The sequence below is a fragment of the Mucilaginibacter paludis DSM 18603 genome (genome assembly GCF_000166195.2).
Lineage (GTDB): Bacteria > Bacteroidota > Bacteroidia > Sphingobacteriales > Sphingobacteriaceae > Mucilaginibacter > Mucilaginibacter paludis.
Map to the genome: position 1 here is coordinate 592,614 of NZ_CM001403.1, position 11,815 is coordinate 604,428.

Here is an 11,815-nt window from a genome sequence, read left to right on the forward strand (position 1 = left end):
TGCAAAATTTGGTTTGAACCATTGAGGGATATCCCTTAAATAAACAATAGTACACTGAAATACAATTGATTACATAAGGGATTTTTCAGGTAGATTGGTTGTGTTTTTACCTGATCGATTCAAATTCGTCATCCTTATCCAATTTCAGGATTACGTTTTCTTTCATTTCATCGAGGTATCTCGTCCTGCTTAATCTTTTTCTCCGGCGTAATTCGGAAAGGCGCTTGGATGGAACGCCAATTTTAACACGGAATTTCTCTTCCAGCCAGCGGAAAATATCTGACAGGCTTGCCGTGCCGTTATTCAACTGTTTGGTGTGGTAGATACCGATGCCGATCTCGGCGAGATTAATGGTGTCGCCTGTCCATTTCATATCGTCCGGCTCGTTGTTCAGTTGTAAGGGATTAGCAGGATTTTGTTTCAGATAAAGCATTTTTTCGATGACCCAATCTTTGAGTTTATCAAAGGCCATGAACTTGGAGAACAGGTAATCCCCACTGGTGGCAAAGCCTGGGTTAACTTCAGGTACTGCGGGCAATAATACGCTTTGAATTTCTTCACCGCGTATAAAGTATAAATTATCCAGTTCATCGGCATCAAGTTTATAATACTGATACAAAAATGCGTACTGCTGAAAAAAGCGTTCAATATAATGCAGTTCCTGCGCTAAATAGTCAAGTTGTTTGTCGGCATTACCAAAAGGAAAACCGGTTTCAATCGTATACAGTTCGGTGTAATAGATCTGCCATTGATAAAAGGATGGTTTGGTATACTTAAAGAAGTTAACCTGGTCTTGTTTATCCTTAAACGGATGGACATTAACGTCCTCTTTTAATTTATTGAGCGCCTGCCTGATCAGTTTTAATGCGCTGGTCAATCTTTGTAACGGTTCATTGGATTGGCAATAAACTTGCTCCAAATCCTGTTCTAACTGTCTTAGCAGCCGGGAATTTTGTTCCTGTAACATGGTAGAAATTTATTTAAGTAAGACCTGCCTTGCCTGTTTACTGGCAACAACTTTTCACTTAGGCAGGAAATGCGTAAAATATATCCATACGTGCAATTTAATTTCGGTTTGAAAAAAAGGAGAAGCCAAAATTATCTGCGCAGAACAATACAAAAAATACCAAAAAAGTGGGTTTTGGATACTCAAAAAGTGGTAATTTTATAGAAAAAGAGCCCCAAACAGGGAGAAATGGACATTTTGCAGTTTAAAAATCAGCCCGGAACGGTTCTTGACCTTTACTTTTTTGAAGGTGTTATAAATATGTTTTTTTACCGTTTCTTCGGAAATATGCAGTGCTTCAGCAATGTCTTTATTGCCCATCCCTTTCAGAATTAGCTGTGCGATTTCTATTTCCATTTTAGTGAGGCCGTAGCGGATAAAATTCTCCTGGATAATTGCCGGGTTGACGTTATCCATATGGAGTTGTAACATGCGGCGGTACTCGCTTCTTGCCTTTTTGATGGATTTTACTATAAATAAAAAGCTGATCGCGATGATCCCCGTATTGGTGCAGAGCACTTCTACAAGCTGGCTGGTTTCTGTAAAGCCAAAAAATGCTAAGGTTGCCCAAGGGCTAACGGCACAATACATGGCGATTTCTTCAAGATACTGGTGTTGATTTCGGTGCGTTTTATTTTTGATGTGTATCGCCCTGAAAATCGCCCATAGTAAGACCAATGCATAAATAAAGGGAGCGATCATACCATATTTCAAATCGGTTTCAAGGTTTCCGTGAATGGCATAATCAATGACAAAAAAGATCAAATAAGGAAGCATTAAAAACAAAGGGACGCCGTAATAGACGTGCCAGCGTAATAATTTCAAATCAAATGCCTTATAAAAGTAAAAAGGAAAATAGGAGGCCATTAAAAATCCGCTGCCGTAGGCGATCATTTCTTGCAACTGAATGGACAGCCTGATCTTAGGGTCGGGAAAAAGTCCTCCTGTGATATTGTAAAATAGCAATAAGATCAACAGGATAAGATACCAGAGCCGGTTTTGATCTTCGGGGCGAGACAGGTAGTAAAAAAATTGGATAGCGAACATGATCGTTTCCAATACAATAAATATAAAAGTTACGATGTGAATTTGAGTTCCGAAGACAAGCATATAGGTAAAGGTTATAGGTGGATGTATTAGATGTCGGTTGTCGTGTATATATATGCGCTATCTTTTTAAAAAATAGAGGGTATAATTAAGTTCAAGCTGATCATATATCTGAAAGCCATAGCGTTCATACCAGGGTAAATTGCTTACAGTCGAGGTTTCCAGGTAAAGGGGCAAATGTTTTTCTCCGGCGCTGGCGATCACTTCCTTTAAAAGCTTTTCGCCGATGCCTTTATGCTGCTCGGCTGGGTCAACTCCTATGAACCATAAATACATCTTTGACCCTTTGGGCTGTTTGGCTTTTATTTTTTTTTCCCTTTCCATCGCTTTTTTTATCCCGCCTATCCCGATAGCGTTGAAAATCAATTTGACATCCAACAGGATAGCTGACAAAGTGGTCTTTTTATTTTGCGGGTAAAGTAGCAATGCGCAAGCTTTCCGGTCGTCGGAAAGCCATACTTCTCCGAATAGAGAACACATTTCAAACGAATAATCCATTAAGGCCATGATGCGCTCCGTTCGCCGGGCACCATTGCGGACGATGTAGTTTACGCTTTGGTTATCTTCAAACGCCTGGGTCAATAATCGAACAACTGCATCTTTGTCGGTAATTTGAGCTTTAATCATATTTTTTGCGATAGGTAAATGTACCAGATGGTTGAGGTTAGCAAACCAAAGGCACCCATATTTAAAAATAATATTAAACAGAGACCTTAATATTCACTTCAATATCTTTAACTTTTACGAATTAATATTCCTAAATGTTGTTTGAACACATAATTTTGACACGTATATTACCTTATAAGCAAAACGCGACTGAAAATTAAAACGAAGTGAGTTTTCATTTTGGTGTTTGAATAGGAAGATAAGTGATCAATTAGCCACGTTATAACATCAAAGCCAACTTGAAACTACAGTTTAACGAGCCACTTCTGACTTCAATTAAAATATTCGTGTTTCTTTTCGTTAAATACTCCCTAATGCAGCTTGTCGTCGAGCCGTTCTATTAAATAAAAATTTCATTCATATTTTTAATTGCTAAAAATATTAGCACTTTTGTCGTTAATGAAATCGGCCACTATTCAAATCTTCAAAGTTTTAAAGTCTGTAACGGAATTACCGCTATTCCTGTCAACGATACAAGCTGGTTTTCCATCGCCTGCCGATGATTATTTAGAGGATGCGATAAGCCTCGATGACATTTGCGTTTCCAATCCGGCAAGCACTTTCCTGGGACGGGTTAAGGGCCAATCCCTTAGAGACATTTGCATTTACGAGGGTGATATCGTAGTGATTGATAAATCACTTGAACCCGAACATCGTGATTTGGTGGTGTGTGCGATTGATGGAGAGTTTAATGCGAAGATCTTGCACTTGGATGCCTTGCAGGGTATACGGTTATTATCCGCTAACCCCGGTTTTCAACCCATTGTTATCCATGACCTAACCGATTTTAGGGTTTGGGGGGTAGTTACCTATATCATTCAAAATATTAAAAATCGTTCCCATGATTGGAATTATTGATTGCAATAATTTTTATGCCAGTTGCGAACGGGTATTTAACCCGGCACTTAAAGATGTGCCAGTTATAATTTATAGTAACAATGATGGCGCGGTCATTGCCCGTAGTGAGGAAGCCAAAGCATTAGGCATCGGCATGGCTGTTCCGATGTTTGAAATAAAGCGACTAATGAAGCTTCATGATATAAAAGGCTTTAGCAGTAATTATACGCTTTATGGTGATATGTCCAGGAGAATAAAAGCTATTATCCGCACGTTGTTTAAAGATGTTGAAGATTATAGTATTGATGAGTCTTTCGTGGATTGCAACGGATTGGAATATCGTGACTACTTCGAGTATATAAAAACTGCAAGGGATAAAATTACTAATTGGTCTGGTGTGCCTGTTTCTATTGGGGTGGCAGAAACCAAAACACTTGCTAAACTCGCTAACCGTATAGCAAAGAAGCAGTTCAGAAAGATCGGGGTTTATATCATTGATAACGAGGAAAAGCGTTTAGCGGCTTTAAAGGCGACCGATATAAATAATGTTTGGGGGATTGGCGGCAGGATAACCAAGCGACTAAATGCTAAGGGGATTCATACGGCTTATGATTTATCTTTAATTGATACTGATTGGGCAAAAGCTAATTTCAGTGTTGTCTTACAGCGCACGGTTTATGAATTAAAAGGCATCCCCTGCATCCCCTTAGAACTCATACCGCCGGGGAAGCAGAATATTGCTTCACAAAAAAGCTTTGGGGTTTATCAAACAGAATTGGAGCCGATAGCTGAGGCCCTGGCCAACTATACAGCACGTGTGTCTGAAAAACTGCGGCGACAAAAGTGCGTTGCGGGTGGGATAGAAGTTTGGTTGGGGACTAATAATTTTTCAAAAACGGATAAACAATATTTTCCGTCCATTCATACCGTTTGCGATGTGCCAACAGATTATACGCCTTATTTGATTAAACGGGCGATAACCGGATTAAAAAAAATTTACCGGAATGAGTTTCTTTATAAACGTGTCGGCGTGATGCTGACCGATATAAGGGATGCCAGCGACGGCACGCTAAATTTGTTTTGTCCATATACCCGGCAAAAGGAGATAACCGTAATTCAGCAGGTTGACCGCATCAATCGTTTACTTGGCCGTGATACGGTGCGTTCCGCACAACAGGGTTTTGTTGCCGACTGGCGCATGAAACAGGAAAGTTTAAGCGGTTTTTTCACGACTCGTTTAAGTGATATAATTGAAATCAAATGAATACAGCTTACCTTAATAGAGTGCTGATCTATTTACATCAGGAGCTACCGCAACAATATCGGGAGCAGATCAGATTAACTGATGAAAAATTTATTGTAACTGTTCCTGACACATCAAACTTTCAATCTGTTTATGAATTGTTGCACCCAACCATTGTAAGCTGTATTAACAGGGTTAGAAACCGTGATATGGATTTAGAGTTTACGATACGCTCAAAAAACCAAGAAAGGGATTTTAAAATATTAAAATAACAGGGAATTAGTAACTAATTCCCTGTTCATCTGCCTGTTCAAGATTTTGTTGCTCGACTTTTTGAGTGGTAGCGTCCTGCTCTTTTTGTTCTATACCGGGCGCGATCTGCGCTCTATCTGGACTTTGCTTACTATCGGCGGTTTTTTCTTTTTTTTGATTGGTGCCCTCTGTTTGCTTGTCTACATCTTTCGGTTTGCTTTCCTCAACCTTTTCCATCTCGGTTTTAATAAGCAATGCAATATCAGCTTTGATCTGTTTATAATTTTCTTCCACATCTTCAGGGGAAACGTAACCGATCAGGGGAATAGCTTTGTAAGCGGCTTCCTCTTTGGCAATTGTGTCATGATCGTTCTGGATTTCGCTATGAAATAATTTCAGGTTGATGCGTTCTTCGGGATTGTCGGCAACTATGCCTACAAATTCCCCTGATGACAGCGAAGCGATCTTTGATGCCGGTATAGCATAATCAAGTTGAGTAGCTTTTGAGAATGAAGTATCGCTGCTATTGATGGTCAGGCTGTTTTTATCCTGAACGATTTTACCGAAATTCTCTGCCAGCTTTTTAGCGGTATCGCCTGTTACCTGCCCACTGATAATGTTGCCGACTATCCCGGTTATCACGTCCGCCTGTTCAGCGCCATAATCCTTTTTAAGCTGGCTAAAGTCCTGAACGGCAAGTGTCGTCGCTACTTTATTGCTTCGGGCCGTTGCGATCAGGCTGTCCATGTTATTAAAAAATATAGTTGGAAACTCGTCGAATATCAAGCTGCTTTTCAATTTCCCTTTCTGATTGACCTGTTTGATCAATCGCGAAATATAAAGCGATAGGACTGCCCCATAGGTTTGCAGCTTTTGAGGATTATTACCAAGGCAGATGATCTTAGGCGCTTTAGGGTTGTTAAGGTCAAGCGTAAAATCGTTGCCGGACAAAACATAATATAGTGTTGGCGAAGATAGGCGGGACAGGCCGATCTTCGCACTGGCAATTTGACCCTCCAGTTGTGCTTTGGCGTTATTATTAAAGGCCAGAATAAAAGGATTGATCAGGGCCTGCACTTCTTCTTCCCGCTGTAAGATGGCAAATAGCTGTTCGTAATCAGTCTGCATTAATTCAATTACATGAGGGAGCGTACAAAATTTGCCGTTCTCATATTTACGCAGATACCATATTAACGCCGTCAAAAAATTGATGGGGCTTTCTACAAAAAAATCACCTTGTTTACGTATCCATTCGCGGTTTAGACCCATCATGATCGTGCGGCTGGCCTCTGCCGCGTCGGTTATATCAAGCATACCATCAGGTTCAAGCGGGTTACAGCGGTGGGATCGGTTGAGATCGTCAAAATTGATAACGTAAAAGGCAGGCTTTACCTCGTAGTTTCCCTTGTACATCATCAGTTTATTGTAAGCGATCTTGGAAAGGTCATCAAATTTAAAGTCATAAATCAGCATGGAAAACCCTTTTTTCAGGTGCTGGTCTATCACATGCCGAATAACAAAGTATGATTTACCCGCTCCCGGCGAACCTGACACCAACAGGCCGCGCATCGGGTTAATAACGTTTATCCAACTATCCCTGACCTTACCTTTCAAATTATACTTCGCGGGCAGGTTAATGGAGTACTCATTTTCAAGCAGTCTTTCCTCTTGGGGGAAAGTTTCATTATCTGTGTTGAAAACATCCTTGCTCAACTTGTCTTTGAGCAAGCGCGATAACCAGGCACCGCCAGTTAGCATTAGTAAAAAGCCGATACCTGTTAATATGATGTAGCAAGCGGCTATAATAGTGATACTGGCAGGCATATAAAAAAATAATACACTTAGCCAATATAGAAGCAAGCCGCTAAATAGATAAGCAATAATGCTTTTATAGCCGATCTTTTCATCTTTCCGGCCTTTGATGCCCACCAAAGAAATAGCCAGGCAAAGCAATACGGCCAGTTTCGGTTTGATGATTCCATTAAATAAGCCTGTTTTAGCGATGTTGCTTATGATCCTGTCCGTGATGCCTGCCGTCCAGTGCCACGCTTCAAAGGCATGGTAGCAAGTGATATAAAAATGGATAGCTAAAATAAAAATGCTGATCAAACGGGTAAAATCGACGATCTTTCTTAATCCCTGGGTATCTTCTCCGGTCTGCATGATCTTGTCTTTTAAATATTTACTGGTTGTTAAAATGATAAGCCCTGATCCTGCTCGGGGCCATTACGTTTCTTTTTCTTTTTGATAGGGATATGTGGTGCCGCTTTCTGTGTGGGCTTGGTCAACGTTTGCAGGATGGCCGGGGCTAAAGGACGTCCTTGTAGCGGTTCCTGCTGTGGCCTATGGGTGAGCGGTATCCGGTTCCGCCGTTCTGATCGCATGGCCACGCGCTCTTCTAAGCCGCCCTTCTTTTTGGCATTCGCATAGGCGTAGCTTTCACTCAAGCCACGGTCGAATTTGAATTGTTCGTCAAAGAGCCGCTCACCTGACTGTTTGAATGCCGAACGGTCAAACTGGCCCATGCGACGAGCGTGTTCGGCATTCCTGCCTTTGGAGTTATTCATCGGGCTAAGCTTGACCTTATTGGTCATATCCTTGCGGCTGACAATCACCTGTATGTGCATCTGTTCGCCCGGTTTTCGTTCACCGCGCTTGCGTAATCCCTGTTGTACTTCTTTATCCTTATGGCTGTAATAGCGATGATTTTCCAGCTTTCCGAACCAAAGCAAGTCCTTGTTGCTGTCAATACCGGGGCGCTTAAAGTTTCGTGCATACTCGTCCATGATTTTGACTGCGTAGGCTTTAAGCTGCTCCTTTGCGCCATCATCACCAAATTGCTCCTTTAACCAGGCGATCTCTTTCTGGCTTGGACTGATATTAACGAGAAAGAATTTTGCGTCTGTTTTACTAAGCTTGGCGATATTGTTATCTATGGCCTGCACCGGCTCGTATGAAGGAATAGCCCGGCGGTCCTGATTAAACCATAATTCCGGCTCCTTATCCCTGTCCATCCGGTTTTCCTTATCAAGATAATGAACTAAGTCGCTGCTGCTGCCTTTATTGTCGGCGGTATCGCTGGCGGTGATATTGATAAACATAAATTAAAGCTTTGTAATGTGACCGATCGCTTCCTGCAGAAGCGTCTCTTTTTCCCTTGTTGATACGTTCAAAGTCGCCTTGTAATAAAAATTCAGAATGTAAATGAACTTTTGTTTCAGGCTCTCCTTTGTGTCGGTTACTTCTTTGAGTATTTGCATCAGCTTTTCGCCCTGTTGGGCCTGCACTTGCTGGCCTGACAGGATTTCGCGGTTCGCTTTTAATACCTGGCTGTTAAAGCTGTCTATGATCTTGATCTGCGAAGCAACCATCCGATCTAACTCAACCTTGACGGGGATTAAAATCTTTTCTTCCTGTGCCCTGATAAAACGGATATAGGTATCGTGATTTTTGGCCAGCGTTTTCTTTAAGACTTCATCGTTTATATCGGTAGGATCTTTTTTTGTGCGGTAGAAATATTCGACCATCTGATTGAAAAATTGGAACTTACTTAGGCCGAAACTATTGGCAACCTTACCCAACTTTTCATCGGTTTCCGCTGAGAAGCGAAGCGTTTTATTATAGTTGTCTTTTGTTGGCATTTTACGGTATACTTATAAGTTGACTTATGGTATTTTCTGCGTTTATGATATGATAGAGGCCGCTACTTATGCCTGGGGCATAAGTTAAACCCCGTTTGCAGCGCAAACGGCAAGCGAATTGGGCCACTGCCCAATTCCCGCTTGCTCCAATTTTTTTTCAAAAATTGGCCGCTGTTTTCCAGCCTAAAAATGGCCCGACCTGCGGGCCGGTGACTTCATCCGGCAGCCGGTTCGCCACCGGGAATGACCACCGCATTTATCCATTTTGGATTCCCGGCACCGTTCAGCGCGACCGTTATTTTCAGCCGTGTTCCGAAGGACAGGTAGGGAACGGCGGTATCACCCGCCATGTAATCTTCCGCTTTGTTCCGGTAGGCTGTCAGCCGGATTTGGGTGCCGTCGCCAGTGGTCAGGTAACAATCGGCCGCGACATGCTTTTTCGACCAGATCATAAAATCAAGGGTGGTCGTATATTCGCCAACTGGAACTACCTCCGGCGACCATGAATAATTACGGGGTTCAAAACCGGCTTCCAAAGCTGGCTTAAAACCAAGCACGTTTTTTTCATTCATGATTTATGCCCCTCCAGCATTTTAATAATATCCTCATGCTTGTAGTAAAGCAGACTGCCAACTTTGGTGTAGGTTATAATGCCTGCACTACGTAGGGTTTGTAATGTACCTGGGGATATGTTCAATAGCTTGCGTACCTCAGCACTTTTCAGCCATTCTCTTGACGCCGACTGATTAGCGCGTCCGATGCCAAGCTTTTTTAGTTCTGCGAACAGTTCAGTTTTGAATTGCTCCAGATCGTCTTTGGTAATTAAATCTAATGTTGTCATAACTTTTCTCTTTACATTTCTGGCAACTTTATTGCCTTTGTGAATGCAAATGAAGAAAGGATGCAAATTTTAAATTGAGGCATTCAGGGATATCCCTAAATTAATTTTAGAAGAAGTAATAAGATCATCTGCCGGAAACATCTAGATGACTGTCCATTTATTAAGTTACGAAATGGCCGTAAGTGAAAGAAAACTATTCGGACGTATAAAATCCATTATGGGAGTAACTCCCAATAAATACATCCTTATCATTAGATTACAAATGGCTAAAGAAGCTATTGAAAGCGAAAATTTTCACATTGTAGCTGAAATAGCCAATTCTGTAGTACCCGCCATATCCTACGGTAAAAGATTGTGTAAGTGTGTGGATGTCCCTGCGCCATTCGAACTAGCAACGACAAACAAAGTGGGCTTCTTATTCTCCATAAGCCGGATTAGTGACTTTAATGTGATTCCCCCTTTCTTCGGGGGTAGTCGTAACCCCGGTTATCTGTACTACCAAAAAGCTGCCATCAGGATATTCATGGATAAACTGCTCGGCAGGGAGGTTTTTAACTATACATAAAAAAGCTTTCAGTTAGCCAGCTTCTTTTTCCGTATGTTCCTGATAGTGGCTAAAGGGATATCACAATTCACTTATTAAGAAGCAGGACTTTGCAAGCTACAAAGTTTGCATTAGTTATATAGCCAAAATATTTCTACCGGAGTCTAATAATCCTTGTATTATGCTCCTACGTTCCCAATTTCCTTAATAAGCCGTTCAATTTCTGATTCCTCAATTCCGGAATACCCCACCGCTGTTCTCGCAAAGCGAATGGATGATGTAACGATGCATCAGGGTCATGAAGGTTGGTAGTGGTGTGTTATCCATGTGCCGTTTTTAGATGGTCGTATCTAATTAATAAAGAATTCATTATGCTTGGATTACTATCCCTATATTTTCCTTTCCAATAAACTGCAAAACGTTTATTATATATTTTAAAATCAAAATTAAATTGGCTATTCCATAACTGGATAATTTCCTGTTCACCCATTCTGTTCGCATCGTCTAAAAAAATAAAACAGTTATCGGAAAGGGAATTGAAGATATAAGGAATTGCCCTATACCTTGATTTTGCAATTTGGGGATTGAAAGCAGGAGGTCCATCTATAACTATCATATCGAACAGTTGCTCCTGATTCAATTCGCGATTCAAGATATCCATGTCATACCATTTTCCATAATTACTGTCTTCCACTAAAGGAGCGTAAATAATTTTGATGTATTCGGCTAATTTTAACTGATCCACTTTTTCTTTCAAAAGAGAAATCCATTCTTCACCGCTTTCAATGGTACAGATGCAGGCTTTAAGACCATGTTTTTTGATTAGCTGCCCCATAAACAAAGTTGAAAGCCCTGATCCAAATTCAAGGATGTTTTTTCTCTTGTTTAACACAAGCTCATTTCTGAGAAAAATAAGGCCGTAAGGTACCAATGAAAAGTTACTTAACAGGCCTGAGAAAGCCGGATCACAAACATTCAGGTATTCATCTAAAATCAATTTTTCAAGCATATTCCGGCATTAGATGTTTCTACAAATACTATTGAGATTCGGTACTACCAAGTTAAACCAAAATTTCTTACCGGGCAACATTATCCATAATTTATAGAGTTTACCGACCCTACGCAAAGTATTTCAAATTTCTGCTGTAGTAAGAAAGAGAGTGCGTGGGAGAATTATCCCAATAAGGGGAATTTTTATACTTTTATAGTGATTTATAGCTCCACCTTATTGGCTTTGTTTTGTTACAGTAAGTAAAAACGTGATAGGAAAAGAAAAATTTCGCAATAAAAACATTCTAAATTTTTGCTAGTTGTTAAAATACAGGTTAACTTTATATAACTAATTATTCACCTTAAAAGAGCATTATTATGAAAAAGTTATTGCTAGTTCTCGGCTTATTTATTGTCACAGAAGTTTTTGCCGATGCTAAAAACCTCAATGCAATTGTTATTTCTCAAGATGTAGCGAAAAAACAAGAAAAAGAGGCGGTTCCGCCGCCACCGCCAGCAAAGCACAAAAAGGCGAAACGAACAGTTCCTCCCCCCCCACCTGCCAAGCAAAAAGAAAAAAGGGCTGTCCCACCGCCACCGCCAGCAAAACAATAATGAATAAACGACTATTTCAGCGATAAAGTCCAAATAAGCTTTATCGCTGATAGTGTAATTAAGTATGATTTAA

At 40.8% G+C, this 11,815-nt stretch carries 14 protein-coding genes; 5 read left to right on the forward strand and 9 right to left on the reverse strand.

Annotation, left to right across the window (positions count from 1 at the left end):
- Window positions 1-106: 106 nt before the first annotated feature.
- The 3 genes from MUCPA_RS02440 to MUCPA_RS02450 form a co-directional block, all read right to left on the reverse strand.
- Window positions 107-967: an RteC domain-containing protein gene (locus MUCPA_RS02440; RefSeq protein ID WP_008504224.1), complete on the reverse strand. Its 861-nt coding sequence runs from the start codon at window positions 965-967 to the stop codon at window positions 107-109.
- Window positions 968-1,165: 198 nt separating this feature from the next.
- Window positions 1,166-1,831, reverse strand: a complete 666-nt coding sequence (locus tag MUCPA_RS02445) for a helix-turn-helix domain-containing protein (RefSeq protein WP_233276831.1) — start codon at window positions 1,829-1,831, stop codon at window positions 1,166-1,168.
- Window positions 1,832-2,173: 342 nt separating this feature from the next.
- Window positions 2,174-2,740 carry a GNAT family N-acetyltransferase gene (locus tag MUCPA_RS02450; RefSeq protein WP_008504226.1) on the reverse strand — a complete coding sequence of 189 codons (567 nt, stop codon included), beginning with the start codon at window positions 2,738-2,740 and terminating at the stop codon, window positions 2,174-2,176.
- 438 nt (window positions 2,741-3,178) lie between these two features.
- On the opposite strand from MUCPA_RS02450, the gene MUCPA_RS02455 reads away from it, so the two are divergent.
- Genes MUCPA_RS02455 through MUCPA_RS02465 form a run of 3 tightly spaced genes read left to right on the forward strand, consistent with a single transcriptional unit; the run spans window position 3,179 to window position 5,131 of the window.
- Window positions 3,179-3,637 (forward strand): LexA family protein, encoded by a 459-nt coding sequence (locus tag MUCPA_RS02455; RefSeq protein WP_008504227.1) that lies wholly within the window; start codon window positions 3,179-3,181, stop codon window positions 3,635-3,637.
- Window positions 3,621-4,880 carry a Y-family DNA polymerase gene (locus MUCPA_RS02460; protein ID WP_008504228.1) on the forward strand — a complete coding sequence of 420 codons (1,260 nt, stop codon included), beginning with the start codon at window positions 3,621-3,623 and terminating at the stop codon, window positions 4,878-4,880. Before MUCPA_RS02455 ends, MUCPA_RS02460 begins: the two co-directional genes overlap by 17 nt.
- Entirely contained in the window at window positions 4,877-5,131 is a 255-nt protein-coding gene (locus MUCPA_RS02465; protein WP_008504229.1) for a hypothetical protein, read from the forward strand. The genes MUCPA_RS02460 and MUCPA_RS02465 overlap by 4 nt, the downstream gene beginning before the upstream one ends.
- Window positions 5,132-5,138: 7 nt before the next feature.
- Here MUCPA_RS02465 and mobC read toward each other — a convergent pair whose 3' ends face one another.
- The 5 genes from mobC to MUCPA_RS02490 form a co-directional block, all read right to left on the reverse strand.
- Window positions 5,139-7,274 (reverse strand): conjugal transfer protein MobC, encoded by a 2,136-nt coding sequence (mobC, locus tag MUCPA_RS02470; RefSeq protein ID WP_008504231.1) that lies wholly within the window; start codon window positions 7,272-7,274, stop codon window positions 5,139-5,141.
- A gap of 29 nt (window positions 7,275-7,303) precedes the next feature.
- Complete coding sequence (locus tag MUCPA_RS02475; protein WP_008504233.1) at window positions 7,304-8,212, reverse strand: DUF5712 family protein; 909 nt, start codon at window positions 8,210-8,212, stop codon at window positions 7,304-7,306.
- Between the two features lie 3 nt (window positions 8,213-8,215).
- Window positions 8,216-8,752 carry a BfmA/BtgA family mobilization protein gene (locus tag MUCPA_RS35580; RefSeq protein WP_008504235.1) on the reverse strand — a complete coding sequence of 179 codons (537 nt, stop codon included), beginning with the start codon at window positions 8,750-8,752 and terminating at the stop codon, window positions 8,216-8,218.
- Window positions 8,753-8,967: 215 nt separating this feature from the next.
- Complete coding sequence (locus MUCPA_RS35585) at window positions 8,968-9,324, reverse strand: hypothetical protein (RefSeq protein ID WP_008504236.1); 357 nt, start codon at window positions 9,322-9,324, stop codon at window positions 8,968-8,970.
- The gene (locus MUCPA_RS02490; protein WP_008504237.1) at window positions 9,321-9,593 is read right to left on the reverse strand and encodes a helix-turn-helix domain-containing protein; all 273 of its coding nucleotides are present in this window, start codon (window positions 9,591-9,593) and stop codon (window positions 9,321-9,323) included. The genes MUCPA_RS35585 and MUCPA_RS02490 overlap by 4 nt, the downstream gene beginning before the upstream one ends.
- Window positions 9,594-9,738: 145 nt before the next feature.
- Between MUCPA_RS02490 and MUCPA_RS02495 the strand changes: the two genes are divergently transcribed.
- Complete coding sequence (locus tag MUCPA_RS02495) at window positions 9,739-10,158, forward strand: helix-turn-helix transcriptional regulator (RefSeq protein WP_157543795.1); 420 nt, start codon at window positions 9,739-9,741, stop codon at window positions 10,156-10,158.
- Window positions 10,159-10,456: 298 nt separating this feature from the next.
- Here the strand turns inward: MUCPA_RS02495 and MUCPA_RS02500 are convergent, their stop codons facing one another.
- Window positions 10,457-11,146 (reverse strand): class I SAM-dependent methyltransferase, encoded by a 690-nt coding sequence (locus tag MUCPA_RS02500; RefSeq protein WP_008504238.1) that lies wholly within the window; start codon window positions 11,144-11,146, stop codon window positions 10,457-10,459.
- Window positions 11,147-11,505: 359 nt separating this feature from the next.
- On the opposite strand from MUCPA_RS02500, the gene MUCPA_RS02505 reads away from it, so the two are divergent.
- Window positions 11,506-11,742: a hypothetical protein gene (locus MUCPA_RS02505; RefSeq protein WP_008504239.1), complete on the forward strand. Its 237-nt coding sequence runs from the start codon at window positions 11,506-11,508 to the stop codon at window positions 11,740-11,742.
- The last annotated feature ends 73 nt before the right edge of the window (window positions 11,743-11,815 follow it).